At 63.3% G+C, this 15,490-nt stretch carries 16 protein-coding genes; 15 read left to right on the forward strand and 1 reads right to left on the reverse strand.

Features of this window, described 5'->3' with window-relative positions:
- Positions 1–66 precede the first annotated feature (66 nt).
- The 7 genes from ABC729_RS03640 (at position 67) to ABC729_RS03670 (ending at position 6,670) form a co-directional block, all read left to right on the forward strand.
- Positions 67–978 (forward strand): metallophosphoesterase family protein, encoded by a 912-nt coding sequence (locus tag ABC729_RS03640; RefSeq protein WP_495608635.1) that lies wholly within the window; start codon positions 67–69, stop codon positions 976–978.
- A 101-nt stretch (positions 979–1,079) separates the two neighbouring features.
- Positions 1,080–1,526: an HIT family protein gene (locus ABC729_RS03645; RefSeq protein WP_495606290.1), complete on the forward strand. Its 447-nt coding sequence runs from the start codon at positions 1,080–1,082 to the stop codon at positions 1,524–1,526.
- Positions 1,523–2,773, forward strand: coding sequence for an LptF/LptG family permease (locus ABC729_RS03650; protein WP_495606291.1), 1,251 nt, complete (start codon positions 1,523–1,525; stop codon positions 2,771–2,773). The genes ABC729_RS03645 and ABC729_RS03650 overlap by 4 nt, the downstream gene beginning before the upstream one ends.
- Positions 2,770–3,849, forward strand: coding sequence for an LPS export ABC transporter permease LptG (gene lptG, locus ABC729_RS03655; protein ID WP_495606292.1), 1,080 nt, complete (start codon positions 2,770–2,772; stop codon positions 3,847–3,849). Before ABC729_RS03650 ends, lptG begins: the two co-directional genes overlap by 4 nt.
- A 117-nt stretch (positions 3,850–3,966) precedes the next feature.
- Complete coding sequence (locus tag ABC729_RS03660) at positions 3,967–4,749, forward strand: sterol desaturase family protein (RefSeq protein ID WP_495606293.1); 783 nt, start codon at positions 3,967–3,969, stop codon at positions 4,747–4,749.
- Entirely contained in the window at positions 4,746–5,900 is a 1,155-nt protein-coding gene (locus tag ABC729_RS03665; protein ID WP_495606294.1) for a dATP pyrophosphohydrolase, read from the forward strand. The genes ABC729_RS03660 and ABC729_RS03665 overlap by 4 nt, the downstream gene beginning before the upstream one ends.
- Positions 5,901–5,905: 5 nt before the next feature.
- Positions 5,906–6,670, forward strand: coding sequence for an NTP transferase domain-containing protein (locus tag ABC729_RS03670; RefSeq protein ID WP_495606295.1), 765 nt, complete (start codon positions 5,906–5,908; stop codon positions 6,668–6,670).
- Between the two features lie 3 nt (positions 6,671–6,673).
- Here the strand turns inward: ABC729_RS03670 and ABC729_RS03675 are convergent, their stop codons facing one another.
- The gene (locus ABC729_RS03675; protein WP_495606296.1) at positions 6,674–8,095 is read right to left on the reverse strand and encodes an aminotransferase-like domain-containing protein; all 1,422 of its coding nucleotides are present in this window, start codon (positions 8,093–8,095) and stop codon (positions 6,674–6,676) included.
- A 201-nt stretch (positions 8,096–8,296) separates the two neighbouring features.
- Here ABC729_RS03675 and ABC729_RS03680 point away from each other — a divergent pair, with 201 nt between their 5' ends.
- From ABC729_RS03680 to ABC729_RS03715, 8 genes are all read left to right on the forward strand, one after another.
- Positions 8,297–8,896, forward strand: coding sequence for a LysE family translocator (locus ABC729_RS03680; protein WP_495606297.1), 600 nt, complete (start codon positions 8,297–8,299; stop codon positions 8,894–8,896).
- A 103-nt stretch (positions 8,897–8,999) separates the two neighbouring features.
- The gene (locus ABC729_RS03685) at positions 9,000–9,593 is read left to right on the forward strand and encodes a LysE family translocator (protein WP_495606298.1); all 594 of its coding nucleotides are present in this window, start codon (positions 9,000–9,002) and stop codon (positions 9,591–9,593) included.
- 106 nt (positions 9,594–9,699) lie between these two features.
- Positions 9,700–11,061: a pyridoxal phosphate-dependent decarboxylase family protein gene (locus ABC729_RS03690; protein ID WP_495606299.1), complete on the forward strand. Its 1,362-nt coding sequence runs from the start codon at positions 9,700–9,702 to the stop codon at positions 11,059–11,061.
- A gap of 23 nt (positions 11,062–11,084) precedes the next feature.
- Complete coding sequence (locus ABC729_RS03695; RefSeq protein WP_495606300.1) at positions 11,085–11,873, forward strand: PhzF family phenazine biosynthesis protein; 789 nt, start codon at positions 11,085–11,087, stop codon at positions 11,871–11,873.
- A 29-nt stretch (positions 11,874–11,902) separates the two neighbouring features.
- Positions 11,903–12,493, forward strand: a complete 591-nt coding sequence (locus ABC729_RS03700) for a DJ-1/PfpI family protein (RefSeq protein WP_495606301.1) — start codon at positions 11,903–11,905, stop codon at positions 12,491–12,493.
- Positions 12,493–13,137 (forward strand): LysE family translocator, encoded by a 645-nt coding sequence (locus ABC729_RS03705; protein ID WP_495606302.1) that lies wholly within the window; start codon positions 12,493–12,495, stop codon positions 13,135–13,137. The genes ABC729_RS03700 and ABC729_RS03705 overlap by 1 nt, the downstream gene beginning before the upstream one ends.
- 10 nt (positions 13,138–13,147) lie before the next feature.
- Entirely contained in the window at positions 13,148–13,600 is a 453-nt protein-coding gene (locus ABC729_RS03710) for a GNAT family N-acetyltransferase (RefSeq protein WP_495606303.1), read from the forward strand.
- A gap of 171 nt (positions 13,601–13,771) precedes the next feature.
- Entirely contained in the window at positions 13,772–15,478 is a 1,707-nt protein-coding gene (locus ABC729_RS03715; protein ID WP_495606304.1) for a hypothetical protein, read from the forward strand.
- The last annotated feature ends 12 nt before the right edge of the window (positions 15,479–15,490 follow it).

The raw sequence follows: 15,490 nt of genomic DNA on the forward strand, positions 1-15,490 counted from the left end.
GATGGTCTACATACTCCCTGACGCGGGCTTTGCCTATCGCCTGTAAGGCATTGTAGCTTGGCTTTCATGCAGCCCTTCCGCTTCGCCCATCTATCCGACCCGCATCTGCCGCTGGAACCCGACCGTCCGAAGGGGCTGGAATGGCTGTCCAAGCGAACCCTGTCCTATCAGTCATGGCAGCGTAAACGCCGCCATGCGCATACGCCCGCCATGCTGTCCGCCATCGTGGCCGATATCAGGGCGCAGGGGGTGGACCATTGGGCCGTGACGGGGGATATCGCCAATATCTCCTTGGCTGGCGAGTTTCAGCGCGGAGCCGTTTGGCTGCGCACCCTGGGCGATGGGCGGGACGTCTCCTATGTCCCTGGCAATCATGATGCCATGGTGCATGTGCCCTTCGCGGACGGTCTGGGCCTGTGGGCGCATTACATGACGGGCGACGGACAGGCGGAGGTAGCCTTCCCCTATCTTCGTCAGCGCGGACCTGTGGCCTTCATCGGTGCCAATTCCGGGGTGCCGACCAAGCCATTGCTGGCGCAAGGGTCGCTGGGGCGTGAACAGAGGGAACGGCTTGGCGACATGCTGTCCGATGCCGGGCGGCGGGGGCTGTTCCGGGTGCTGATGGTGCACCATCCCGTGGCCGATGGGGTTGTTTCCAAACGCAAGGGCCTGACCGACCGGCGGGACCTGCGCGATCTCCTGTCGCGCACGGGGGCAGAGATGCTGCTGCACGGCCATGCCCATGTCGCCAACCTGTCGATGATCAAGGGACCCAGGGGGCCGATCCCCAGCCTGACAGCGCCGTCGGCTTCAGCCATCGGGTATCGCCATGACATGCCCGCCCGCTGGCACCTAGTGACGGTGGACACAGACGGCGATGATTGGCGAGTGCAGGTGGAGGTGCGGGGCGTGGAACGCCGTGACGCACCGGTGACCGCACTGGGTGGCTGGACACTTCGCCTGCCGGTCATGGCCTAGGTTCGATCGGTGCGTCGCATCCATCCGGATAATGGTGGTTCCGGTCTCCGGCGTTCCGCACTAAAGTGCCTGTCCTTCATTGATTTTGAGCTTTCCGCGCCATGACCCAGCCCAATGCCACCATGCTGAAATTCGGCTATCCGGCCAGCAAAGTGGCGGAGACGGACCTTTGGTCGGTACAGGTCCGGCCGCAGCAGCCGGGGCTGGGCGCGCTGGTCCTGGTCTGCAAGGAACCGGCGACGGCGTTCGGACAGCTGACGCCGGCGGCATTTGCGGAACTGCAAACCGTGGTGGCGCGGGTGGAAAGGGTGCTGACCCGTTTCACCGCCTATCAGAAGATCAATTACCTGATGCTGATGATGGTGGACCCCGACGTGCATTTCCATGTCATCCCCCGGTATGAAGGCACGCGGGACTATCGCGGCGTCAACTTCGCTGATGCCGGCTGGCCCGGTCCGCCGGCGCTGGGCCAAGCGGTGGCACTGGATGCCGACATGCTGGCGGCGCTGACGGCCGATCTGAAGGCCATGTGGGTGGATGTGACGTGAACGGTTCGCCCCCGCCGTCGGAACGGCAATATCACCTGAATTCTACGCGGCTTATCGACCGCTATATCCTGACCGAGACGCTGAAACCGCTGTTCGCGTCGCTGCTGGTCGTGCTGGTGGCGCTGCTGATGGAACGGCTGCTGCGGTTGTTCGACCTGCTGGCCAATCATGGCGGGCCGTTCGACATGGTCATCCGGCTGGTCGCCAATCTGGTGCCGCATTATCTGGGTCTGGCGCTGCCGGCGGCATTCTTCATTTCCATGTTCATCATCGTCGCCCGGATGGGGGAAGATAATGAACTGGACGCGTTGCAGTCGGCGGGCCTGTCCGTGCCGCGCATCGCCCGATCCTTCCTGGGTCTGGGCGTGGCGCTGATGGTGTTTTCTATCATCCTGTTCGGCTACCTCCAGCCCTATGGCCGCTATGGCTACAGCGCCATCTATCATATGGTCGTCAATGCCGCCTGGGACGCGACGGTGCCGCAGGCCACCTTTGTCGATGCGGGGGAGGGGGTCACCATTTCCGCCGATATGGTGGACGCAACGGGCCGCCGTCTGGAGAAGGTGTTCGTGCAGCAGGACCGGGAGGATGGCGAGAAGTGGGTGACCACAGCCGTCACCGGTGCCATGGCCGCCACGCCCGACCGGCAGCGCGTGCTGGTTACCCTGCGCGACGGGGTGCAGGTGCGCGTGCTGCCCGATGGAAGGCGGCAGGTGATGGAGTTCGGGGAAATGACCCTGGACAAGCCCTTCCGGCTGGTGACGGAGCCGTTCCGCGAACGCGGCGGCAGCGAGCGTGAACTGACCTTGCATGAGTTGTGGTCGGAAATGCACGACCCGCAATCGATCCTGCCCTTCAACAAGGTACGGTCGGAACTGCATGCGCGGCTGGCCCGGTCACTGTCATTGCCGTTGCTGCCGTTGCTGGCGGTGCCCATGGGTATGGCGGCAAAGCGGGCGCGGCGGGGGCAGGGCATCGCGCTGGCGACCCTGATCCTGATTATCTATCACCATCTGATTCAGCTGGGTGAAAGCCTGGGCGATGTAGGGCGTCTGCCGCCCAGCATCGGCATCTGGGTGCCGTTCGGCCTGTTCTGTCTGTTGTGCGCCTGGCTGTTCCATCGCGCCGATGTGAGACCGGGCGAGAACCCGTTTGCGGCCATGTTCGATGTCATCGACAATGTCACGGGCTTCATCGGCCGTCTGTTCAAGCGCCGAAAGAAAAAGGCGGAAGGGTCCAAGCCATGAACCGCCGCACCATCACCCGCTATCTGACCCGTACTTTCCTTGTCCGCGTGCTGTCGGTTCTGTTCGCCCTGTCGGCGCTGTTGCAGTTGCTGGACCTGCTGGACGCTGCGTCGACGGTTCTGGAACGGGGGCTGGGCGGCGGGGGCTTGGCTTATTACACGATCATCCGCCTGCCCATGGTGATGGAGCGGGTGGTGCCGCTGGCGGTGCTGATCGGGTCGCTGTCCACGCTCTGGACCTTTGCCTCCACGAACGAGATCGTGGCCATGCGGTCGGTCGGGATGACGCCGTACCAGATTATGGGCGCGCTGTTGCCAGCGGCCCTGGTCATCGCCATCGCCCATTTCATCATGGCTGATCAAGTGGCCCCGCGTTGCGAGCGCGCCTTTGTCAGTTGGTGGACGGCGACGGAACTCCCCTCGGAAAAGAAGGATGACGCACCGGTCAAGCCAGTATGGTTCCGTCTGGGCGACCATGTCGTGCGGATCGCCAGCATTGCCGAGGATGGCAAGCATATTGAGGGCGTTGAAATGGTTACCCGTGATGCCGAGGGCAAGGCGACGGGCCTGCTGTCAGCGGTCAGTGGCGATCACGGCCCTCATGGCTGGCAACTGTCGGGCGTGGTGCGGACGGAAATCGGGGAGCCGCTGCGCGTGACGCATGACGATAAACTGCGTTGGGACGTGGAGCTGTCGCCCAACAACATGATCGATCTGCGCAAGCCGACCGAGAATATCTCCTTCAACCGGTTGCTGCGGATCGTGCGGGGGAGCTGGGCTGGCGGTGAAAGCCCCGCCTTCTATGCCACGCGCCTGCATTCCACCTATGCAGCACCGCTGGCGTCGCTGGTCATGCTGCTGTTGGCCGCACCTGTTGCGCATGGCATGCGCCGTCGTGGCGGGGCCATGGGCAGTCTGGCGCTTGGGACGGTTATCGGCCTGATTTTCCTGCTGTCGTCTGGCATTCTCAGTTCCATGGGACAGGCAGGGGCCTTGCCGCCGGTCATGGCGGTCTGGTCACCGCTGATCCTGTTCGCCGCCATCGGCGGGGCCATCATGGTCTATGTGGAAGGATAGGGCGCTACGGTGTCGCATTGCGGTAACGCCCTTGAAGAGAGGTTCTTCGGGGCCTAATTTGACGCCACGGTTAACGGGCTGGATGGCCCGTTCGATGATTTGGGAAAGGGTAGGGGCATGTGGGGCGATGCCTGGCGCGGCCGCAGCTATGACCTCGGCAAGATGAACCTGCGGGAATTGGCCTTTGCCTATTCCACATATCCGGCGATCCAGGCCTATGCGGCGCTGGCACTCGTCTCTGCTGTGCTGGCTGTGATGTGGACCGAGAACTGGGGCCTGATGGCGCTGACCGTTCTGGTCGCGACGCTCATCTACCCGATGGCCTGGTACTTTATCCATCGCTACATCCTGCATGGACGCTGGCTGTACCGCATGAAATGGTCGGCAGGCCTGTGGAAGCGCATCCATTTCGATCATCACCAGGACCCGCACAAGCTGGAAGTCCTGTTCGGCAGCCTGGCCAACACCCTGCCCACCATCGCCCTGGTCACGGTGCCTGTCGGTTACCTGATCGATGGCAAGGCGGCGGCGGCGACGGCGCTGGCGACGGGCCTGTTCACCACCTGCATTTATGAATTCTTCCACTGCATCCAGCACCTGAACTACAAGCCGACCTGGAACTGGGTGGCGCGCATCAAGCAGTTGCACCTCTATCACCATTTCCACAATGAGGACGGCAATTACGGGATCATCTCCTATGGTCCCGACATGCTGCTGGGCACATTCTACCGCGAAGCGAAGCAGAAGCCGCGCAGCCCGACCGTGTTTAACCTGGGTTATGATGTGGAAGAGGCCGGGCGGTATCCCTGGGTCATGGAACTGACCGGTTCTCCGCCGCGTGACCGGCCGCCGCGCCCACCCGCTTCGGGCAACAGCGATGGCGTGAAGGCAGCATCTTGAGCGGCGACCAGGGCGGGGACGCCGGCATCCGCATCGAACAGGTGGAACCCGGTTCCAGGCAAGTGGACCGTTTCATCGCCCTGCCATACCGGCTGCATCGGGGCGACCCTAACTGGGTTCCGCCCCTGTTCATGGAGCGGCGGGAAACCCTCTCGCCCAAGACCAACCCCTATTTCCTGCATGCCGACGTCATGTATTTCCTGGCGTTGCGCGGGGATCGGGTGGTTGGTCGCATCTCTGCCCAGATTGACCGGTCTGGCCTGGAAATCCACAAAGACGCGACGGGCCATTTCGGCCTGCTGGCGGCGGAGGATGATCAGGCGGTTGTCGATGCCTTGTTTGAAGCCGCAGCCGATTGGCTGCGCGCGAAGGGGATGATCCGCATGGTCGGCCCCTTCAACCTGTCGATCAATGAGGAGACGGGTTTGCTGGTCGATGGCTGGGACCGTCCGCCCATGCTGATGATGGGCCATGACCGCGCCTATCTGGGGCCCCGGATTGAGGCGGCAGGCCTGACCAAGGCCAAGGATATCTACGCCTATCTTTATGATATTGAGCAGGATTTGCCGGCTGGTGTGCGGCAGATGATCGACCGCCCCCTGCCGACAAACCTACGTCTGCGCATGCTGGACATGAAGAGGTATGAGGAAGATCTGGGTCATGTCACCTCGATCTTCAACAATGCCTGGTCCGGCAACTGGGGTTTCGTGCCGCTGTCAGAAGCCGAGACCAAGCAGATGGCGAAATCGCTGAAGCTGCTGATCAACCCCAAACTGGCTTGGATCGCCGAGGTGGACGACAAGCCCGTGGCCTTCGGCGTCTGCTTGCCCAACCTGAACGAGGCCATCGCCGACCTGGGCGGCAAGCTGTTTCCGTTCGGCATGGTCAAGATGCTGTGGCGGTTGAAGGTCGCGGGGGTGAAAACGGCACGTGTTCCCCTGATGGGGGTGCGGCGCGACGTGGGCGGCTGGTTGCAGGCCATTCTGCCCTTCCTGGTGGTCGATCGCATGCGTCTGGAAGCCCGCAAGCTGGGCTATGAATGGATCGAGCTATCCTGGATCCTGGAAGACAACCGGCCCATGCGCCGGATGATCGAGGCCATTGGGTCGGAGCGTTACAAGACCTACCGTCTTTATGAGCGCGCGCTGTGACGGGGATGACGACCCTGGTCCTGGCGGGATCGCGGGGGCCGGAAGACCCGGTGGCAAAGCTGATGGGTGTCAGCCATAAGGCCTTTGCCCCCATCGCCGGCGTGCCCATGCTGGTACGTGTGGTTCGCGCCCTGACCGCATCGCCGTTGGTCGGGACCATCCATATCGCCATTGAGCGGCCGGAACTGGTAGAGCAGCACCCGGAACTGGCTCTGCTGCTGGCCGGCGGTCGCATTGCCCTGTTGCCGGCGGAGGGCAGCCCCAGCCGCAGTGTCTCGGCGGCGCTGGAGACGTTGGGCACGCCGTTGTTCGTGACAACAGCCGACCATGCGCTGCTGCGTCCGGAATGGGTGGATCATTTCCTGACGCACCTGCCGAACGGGACCGATGTCTGTGTCGGTCTGGCGCGTGACCATGTCATTCAGGCGGCGGTGCCGGAGACAAAGCGGACCTATCTGCGCTTTGCTGATGGTTCCTTCTCTGGCTGCAACATTTTCGCCTTCCGCACGCCCGCCGCCGGTGGCGTGGCGCAGACTTGGCGGCAGGTCGAAGCACAGCGCAAACATCCCCTGCGCATGATCCGCCTGCTGGGGCCAATGTCGATCCTGCGTTTCCTGCTGGGCCGTTTGACCCTGACGGCAGCACTCGCCCGGCTGGGCCGGATTACGGGGGCGAAAGCCGGGGTCGTGGAAATGCCCTTCGGTCTGGCCGCCGTCGATGTTGATAAGGCGGCAGATGTGGAGTTGGCGGAACGGTTGCTGTCGATGTGAGGATCAGACCCAGGCAGCACTGGTGGCGACCGGGTTGCTGATCAGGCTCTCCACCACGGACAGGCCCTTTTCCAACTGGCCGGCATGATCCACGCCCATCAGGCAGATACGCACGGCATTCTGGACTTCACCCTTGCCGGGGCTGAACCCATCGGCAGAGGTGATCTTCACCCCGCGTTCCAGCGCCCCGCGCACCAACTCCTCCCGCCGCACGCTTTCCGGCAGGGGCAGCCAAAGATGGGTGACGGCAGCGTCGGAGGTGGAAAGATCCAGCCCTGACAACACCGACCGGGCCAATGCCTGACGTTCGGCCACCAGGGCACGACGGCGCTGCGCGATCAGCACGGCTTCCCCGCTATCGATCAGTTCCGCCGCAACGACCACGCCCAGATGGGCGGGGGCCAGCACGGTGGCGCGCAAGGTGGTGGCCAACCGGTCGAACAGCGGGCGCGGCCCGATCACGTAACCGGTGCGCAGGCCGGGAAACAGCGATTTCGACAGGCTGCTGATATAGAGCGTGACATCGGGACCCAGGCTGTACAGCGTCGGCGGGGCCGGTTGTTTCAGGAAGCCATAGACATCATCCTCAATGATCATCAGCCCGATGCGGCGCGCCACATCGACCAGGGCACGGCGGCGTTCCAGCGGCAAAGTCGCCGTGGTCGGGTTCTGCAAGGTTGGCATGCAGTACAGTGCGTGCGCGCCATGGGCGCGGGCCGCCTGTTCCACCGCGTCGGGCAACAGGCCATGCGCGTCCATGGCCACCGGCACCAGCCGCAGACCCAGATGCAAGGCCACCGCCCGCAGACCGGTATAGGTCAACTGTTCGACCAGCAGCGTGTCGCCCGGTCGGGTGACGGCGGACAGGGCCGTCAGCATGGCACCTTGGCCGCCGACAGCCAGCAGCACCTGTTCGGGCGCTACATGCATGTTGGCGCTGTCAGCCAGCCAGTCGGCGATGGCGGCGCGCAGGCGCGGATGGCCCAGCGGCGTCTGATAGGACATCAGCGCCGCCAGATCGGGCCGCTGCGCCACGGCCTGCGTCGCGGCGGTCAGGGCCGGCGCATCGGGCCACAGGGCCGTGGCGTTCACCGACAAGTCGATCAGCCCGACATTGATTTCCATCAGGGTGCCACCGCTCTCCGTCACCGGTTCGGTCAGGCGGCGGGGGTCGCGCACGAAAGTGCCGCGACCGACCTCACCACCGATCAACCCCTGACGTTCGGCTTCCTGATAGGCCCGCGTGATGGTGCCGACGGTGACTTTCAGGTCCCAGGCGAGATCGCGGTGGGTGGGCAGGCGGGTGCCAGGCGGCAGGGTGCCGTTGGCGATATCTTCCGCCAGGGCCGCCGCGATGGCGCGATAAAGCGGTCCCGGACGATGGGCAATGCTGGGCTGCCAGCGGACGGTGGCGGGCTGATTCATGGCGCGCATGCCTCCCGGGAATGTGGATTGTCCCCCTTGTCTCGCATGGGAGCCAGCGGAAATCCGCACATTGACGATAGATTGTCTCCAAAATATCCAGGATGAGTGACGGGATCAACCTGACAAAAATGCGAAGCAGGGTGACAATTTCCGCAGAATGACGGTGACATTTCATATTGTCACCCTGACATGGAGGGCGTGATGGAGAACAGCTTGATCGAGACGCTGCTGGCGCTCGCGGCCTATTGCGTGGCTATGTCTGTGACCCCGGGCCCCAATAACATGATCCTGGCGGCCAGCGGTGCCACCTTCGGCTTCCGCCGTACCATACCCAACATGCTGGGCATCGTGGTTGGCTTCGGGTCACTGCTGCTTCTGGCCGGCATCGGGGGAGAGGCGCTGATGCACGCCCTGCCGGTGCTGGAGCTGGTGCTGAAATATGCCGGTGTCGCGTACATGCTGTACCTGTCCTGGAAGATCGGTACCGCCGGCCGGCCAGAGGCGGGGTCGCGTGCGGCACCCCTGACCTTCCTACAGGCCGCAGCCTTCCAGTTCATCAATCCCAAAGGCTTGGCGATGGCCTTGTCGGTCCATGCCATCTATCGCATGCCACAGCTGGGGGAGTTCGGCAGCGTTGTCACCATCACGGGCATCTTCCTGGTGGTGGGCATGCCCTGGACCCTGGTTTGGGTCCTGTTCGGGCAGGCCATGGGCAACTGGCTGCGGGAAGGGTTGCGCTTGCGGCTATTCAACGGTGCCTTGGGGCTGGCGACGGCGGCCAGTGCCTTGCTGTTGCTCTAACTTGTTACAGGTACAATCTCAGTATTGTCTCTAACTTGCATGAATCGTATCCAGGCCCTGGTCAGGGTGCCCGAGGGTTAACGCTGTATAAAGCAGAAGCAAGATGGACACTACAGAGACAATTGTGGCGATCGGGCTCTATTGGGCATCAGTAATCATCACGCCCGGCCCGAACAATCTGTTGTTGGCCGCCAGTGGCGTAGAGTACGGCTTCCGCCGCACGCTTCTTGGGTTTACAGGGGTCGTCGCTGGGATGGTCGGCTTGCTGCTGCTTGCCGGCTTTATGGGCGAGGTGCTTCTACAAGCGGCCCCTAATCTGGAAGGTGCGTTGCGCATTGCGGGCATTATCTACCTGCTTTACCTGTCCTGGTGCATCGCTTTTGCCGGTCCGCCGCAGGCAGGGCGGGCCACTCAACTTGGATTCTGGCGTATGCTCGCTTTCCAGTTCGTGAATCCCAAGGCGCTGGCTATCTCACTATCCGCACAAGCTGCGTTTCGCATACCCGAACTAGGGGACTTCGGCGGCGTCGCTGCCGTTACTGGGCTTTACCTGCTCTGCGGTGCGCCTTGCATGCTTGCTTGGGTGCTTTTCGGCCAGATCATTGGACGGTGGCTGCAATCCGATCGCCATCATCGATTGTTCAACGGCGCAATGGGGCTGGCGACGGCGGCAAGCGCCTTGCTGCTGCTGGTGTGACCGATTTTGTAATGGGTACAATTTCGCGATTGCACCCATATTGTCCTGATTGTACCTAATGATTGTGCCGCTTGTTGGCGGCGTTTCCCTTGCGACAGGGACAATCATGGACGAACTTTCACTGATCCGGGATGCTGACAGCCGCGCCGCCGACTATCTGGTGGGCGTGGCGGGACGCCGGGTCTTTCCCGATCAAACGGCACTGGATGGCTTGTCCGCCTTCGCCGAATCGTTGCCGCGCCAGGGGCGGCCGGCGGCCGACACGCTGGCCATGCTGGATTGTATCGGCGGTCCTGCGACCGTCACCAGCAATGGCCCGCGCTATTTTGGCTTTGTCATCGGGGCTGCACTACCCGTTGCCGCCGCGGCGGAGCGGCTGATGCTGGCCTGGGATCAATGCGCGTCCTCCTACGATAACTCGCCGGTCGCTGCGGTGCTGGAGAAGCAAGCGGGCGACTGGTTGCTGGAGGCGCTGGACTTGCCGCGCGAGGCGGCGGTGGGGTTCGGTACGTCTGCTACGGCCTGCGGGCTCGCCTGTCTGGCGGCGGCACGACGGTCGCTGCTGGCGCGCAAGGGCTGGGACTTCGACCGACAGGGTCTGGCCGGGTCACCACCCATCCGCGTGGTCGTGTCGGAGACGGTGCATATAACCGTGCGCAAGGCGCTGCGCGTGTTGGGTTTCGGCCTGGATAATCTGATCATAGCGCCTACCGACGATTTTGGCCGCATCGATCCCGAGCAACTGCCACCCCTGGATGACAGCACCATCCTGTGCCTGCAGGCAGGCGAAGTGAATATGGGCGAGTTCGACCCGTTCATCCCCCTGATCCGCGCGGCGCGGGCCGCCGGTGCCTGGGTGCATGTCGATGGTGCCTTTGGCTTGTGGGCGCGGCTATCGACCGATGCCATGCGCCTGACGGCGGGGGTGGAGGGGGCTGACAGCTGGACCACCGACGGTCACAAATGGCTGAACACGCCCTATGACGGTGCCATCGCCATCTGCCGCGACGGCCAAGCCCTGGCCGCCGCCATGAATAGCGACGCCGCCTATGCCACTGCCGATCCGTTCGCGCAGAAGAACCTGACCCTGGAATTTTCCCGTCGGGCACGGGGCATCCCTATCTGGGCGGCGCTGCGCACGCTGGGGGTGGATGGTATCGCGGCGATGGTGGATCGCCACCGCGCCCTGGCCCGCCGGCTGGCCGATGGTCTGCGGGTCACCGGGTTTGAGGTACTGAACCGCGTTGTCCTGAACCAGGTGCTGATCCGGGTGGCGGGCGACAGTGATGACGGCGCCCACTTGACCCGTATCCGCAAGGCAGCGGAGGCATCGGGGGAGGCCTGGTTTGGTCCCACCATATGGCGCGGTCGCCCCGCCGCGCGTCTGTCCGTTTCCAGCTGGCGCACGGGCGAGGCGGAGATCGATCACGCTATCGCCGTCCTGGCCCGTCTGCGCGAAACTGTTTGAATCCTCTTTGTAAGGAACTGATCATGCGTCTGCCGCTCTATCAGGTTGATGCCTTCACCGACACGTTGTTCGGGGGCAATCCCGCCGCTGTGGTGCCACTGCAAAGCTGGCTGCCCGACCCGGTGATGCAATCCATTGCCATCGAGAACAACCTGGCCGAAACCGCCTTCATCCTGCGCGATGGAGAGGGATGGTTCGTGCGCTGGTTCACGCCCGCCAATGAGATTGATCTGTGTGGTCACGCCACCCTGGCATCAGCCTTTGTCATCAAGAATTTCATTGATCCCGATGTCAGCGAGATACGGTTCCGCACCAAGGTAGCAGGTGACCTGCGGGTGTTGATCGCCGACGGGCTTTACACCCTGGATTTCCCGACGCGGGCACCACAGAGCATCGATATCCACCCCGACCTGATCCGGGGATTGGGAGGACCGCAGCCCGAACTGGTGCAAGCGGCGCGGGATTGGTTCGTTGTTTACAAGGACGCCGCCACCGTTCGCGCCCTCTCCCCGGATCTGGCACTGCTGAACGGGGTCGGGCGCATGGTCATCGTGACCGCGCCGGGCGATGTGCCCGGCGTGGATTTCGTCTCCCGCTTCTTTGCCCCGATGGATGGCATACCGGAAGACCCGGTCACCGGCTCTGCCCATTGCACCCTGATCCCCTATTGGGCGGAACGGCTGGGCAAGGATTTGCTGGAGGCGCGTCAGGTGTCTGCGCGTGGTGGCACGCTGCATTGTCGCCTGCTGGGCGACCGCGTCCATATCGCGGGCCGCGCCGTCCTGTACCTGGAAGGTACCATCCACCTCTGATCCAGAACCGCGTTGAAGGCTGCTTCTAAATGCCTACTATTGCCATTATCTGCTTCGACGGGTTCACCGACATCGACGTCTTCCTGCCCTGGGACCTGTTCAACCGGCCGATTCAGGCGGGTTTGAAGGATGGGGCCGACTGGCGCGTGCGCCTCCTGGGTACCGCCGACCATCATGTCTCCCGCACCGGCCTGTCTATCGCGATGCATGGGCGGGCGGAGGAAGCGGCGGATGCCGACGCCGTGATGTTCGCCAGCGGTTACGTCACCCGCGCCCTGCACAGTGACCGCGCCTATCTGGCCCGGTTCGCGGGTCTGGACCCGACCCGGCAACTATTGACGGCGCAATGCAGCGGATCGTTGATCCTGGGGGCGCTGGGCCATTTGCGCGGACGCCGCGCCACCACCTATGCCGCAGCTGATGCCATTGTGCGTCTGGCGGAACTGGGGGCGACCTATATCAGTGAGGGGCTGGTGGTGGATGGCCCGGTGGCGACGGCGGCCGGGTGTCTGGCCAATGCCGATCTGGTTGGCTGGATCGTAACCCGTCTGGCGGGACCGGAACTGGCGGCGGCTGTCCTGGCCGAAGTGGCGCCCAATGTCGGACAGGAGGCGGCGTGATGACAACTGACCTGCTGCCGGTGCCGCTACCCGTGCTGGGCGGCTTCGCGGCGCTCAGCCTTGGCATGGTGCTGACGCCCGGCCCCAACATGGCCTATCTCGTCTCCCGCTCAATCTGTCAGGGGCGTGGGGCTGGTCTGATTTCCCTAATGGGGGTGGGGACTGGCTTTATCGTTTTCCTGATGGCGACGGTGCTGGGCCTGACGGCGGTATTGTCGGCGGTGCCATTGGCCTTCGATATCATCCGCTGGGCCGGTGCTGCCTATCTGGCATGGCTGGCCTGGAATGCGTTGCGTCCCGGCGGGCATTCACCGTTCCAGGTACGCGATCTGCCGCCCGACAGTCCCCGCCGGCTTTATATGATGGGTTTGGTCACCAACCTGCTGAACCCCAAGGCGGCGATGCTCTACCTGTCTCTGCTGCCGCAATTCATTGATCCGGCGCGCGGTTCCGTGCTGGCGCAGGGTTTGGAACTGGGCGCGGTGCAGATCAGCATCAGCCTGTCGGTGAACGCGATCTTCATCCTGATCGGCGGCGGCATCGCACGCTTCCTGGCGGGTCAGCCCGTATGGGCGCGGGTACAACGGATGGTGATGGGCTCAGTCCTGGCCGGGCTTGCCGCCCATATGGCGATCAGCCGTTAAGGGAACAATTATGGATATCTGGGAAGTACGCCGCGAAGACGGCCATTTCGTCAGCAACGATCCTGCCCGCCTGGATTTCGACTTCATCCACTCGGCGTTGGCCTCCAGCTACTGGTCGCCGGGAATCAGTCGGGAAAAAGTGGAGAAGGCTGCACGTCATTCGGTGGCGATTGGCCTTTATGATTTCAATTGTTTCCAAATTGGCTATTGCCGCGTCGTCACCGACCACACCCATTTCGCTTATTTGGCGGATGTCTGGGTGAACCCGGAAAGGCGGGCAGGCGGGCTTGGAACCTTCCTGGTGGACAGTGTCGTGAACCGTCCGGAATGGGCCGAACTACGCCGATTTCTGCTGTTCACAGCGGACGCGCACGGGTTGTACGCGAAGTTCGGCTTCGGCCCTCTGGACCTTCCCGAACGGGCCATGTGGCGGCCCGCGAAGACCGAAATGGTACGCGCATAGGTAGTAGGAGGTGCCTATATCTTTTGGCCTATCCAGCCCGTCCGTTATTCCTCTGTTTACCCCGGATGGAGAATTGAGCAAGATAGCCCCGCTTTCATACTTGCCGTCCGCCGGCGCCGGCCCGCTCGTCTCGCGGTCGGCGTTCCGGATGGTTTTACCGAGCCCTGGCCTGTGGACAAACAGAAACTCATCGGTACCGTCCAGACGGTCTATGAACTGCACAGTTTCCACACGGACCTGTGGCTGGTGGTGCGGGAGTCGCCCGACCTGCGCCAGCTGGAGCCGTCTGCCGCCATGCTGGTTCAGCGCAACGAAGTAGATGGCATCCGCCTCGTGCGCCGGTCCGACTACAAGGATCATGAGTTCGTCACCACGGTCACCATGGTGAAGCGCCTGCGCAGCGGTGTGCAGGAGGTTGATCCGCTGGCGCGTGCCAATCCCGGTCGTGACGCCTCCTGGTGCGACAAGCCCGAAGATCTGATGGGCGATATCCAGCGCCAGATGTTCCGTACCTTCTTTGCAAAGTTTCTGGATGAAAAGCGGCTGACGCCGTTGGAGATCCTGAATTACGAGGTGCATGCCCGCGTGCTGGATCAGGCGGGGACCACGGTGCAGGGCGCGTTGCAGCGCTTGGCGTCGGTACAGGTGCGTGGCAGCAAGCAGACGGCCGTTTCGCGTATGAAGGAGCTGATGAACATCGCCGATAATGGTTTGGCGACGCTCGTCAAGGAGGCGAAAGGCAACCCGCCCATCAAGATCGGTCCCGGTGGGTTGCTGGAGGTCGTTTCCGCCTATAAGGGCCCGGCGGAAGGCCTGCCCCGCGCACTGTATCGCGCCGTTGCGGCGCATCTGGCCGATGCCAAAAGCTGGGTGGAGAAACTCGACAGGCTGTTCCAGTTGTTCTCGCCCGACCTGTCCCTGCGCGAAGTGCGCATTCTGGACAGTATGGCGGCCGAGATTCTGGCCTCCCCGCTGGCGCTGAAGGAACTGGCCGGACAAGAAAAGACCCGCCTGGAACTGGTGCTGAACGCTGTCGATCTCTATGTGGGTAATCTGGGTGCCGGGCAGGGGGAACAGCCGGCGGGCGTGAAGGCCCTGTCCATGCTGTTGTCCGAAGGCGTGTTGCCCCGGACGCTGGCGGAACTGCGCCTGGGTCTGTTGCGCCACCTCCATTCCCGTCTGCCGCTGCGCAGCGACCGCGGTATCCGGGATGAGATGGAGGCGACGGTCGAGGTTATCGCCTATCTGCGTCAGCACGCGCCATCCCTGGCCAGGGATGAGGAGGTGCTGGAGGCGCTGGCCCAGCGTGCCGATCGTTTGATCCAGCCGGAGGCGATGGCGGAACTGATCGGCCCGATTCGGGGTGCCATGACCAAGGCGGAGACGGTGCTGTCCCTGGCCGAGACGGCCCCCGGCGACGCACCCAAGGCCAAGATCGCCACATATCTGCGCAGCCTGATCGTGCCGGAGGATTTCATCCGTGAGGTCGGTAACCGCATGGAGGCGATCAAGACCTTGGGTACCATTGCCCGGCGTATCGTGATGTCGGGCATGCCGGCGGCACCCAAGCGGGAAATGGCCGAAATCCTGGACAGCGCTATTTTCGATAGCATCCGGACGGAGATTCTGGCGAACACGTCCATGCCGTTCGCCGACCGTATCCTGACCATTGTCCGGTTGTGTGGAGGCTTGCCGGAGGGGCGGGCGCGGCAGCTGGCGGCGGATCAGCTGACCCAGGCGCTGAAGCGACCGGAATTCATCCTGAACTATCTGGAGCGCTTCCCCGGCGCTACCGAACGCCGCGATGCCTATTTCAAGCTGTGCAACGCGATGCTGGAATCCGGGTTGGTGGATAAGTCGCTGCTGCCGATGGGGTAGCGATGCTCGCCT

The organism is Niveispirillum sp. CC-CTL257 (assembly GCF_059489915.1).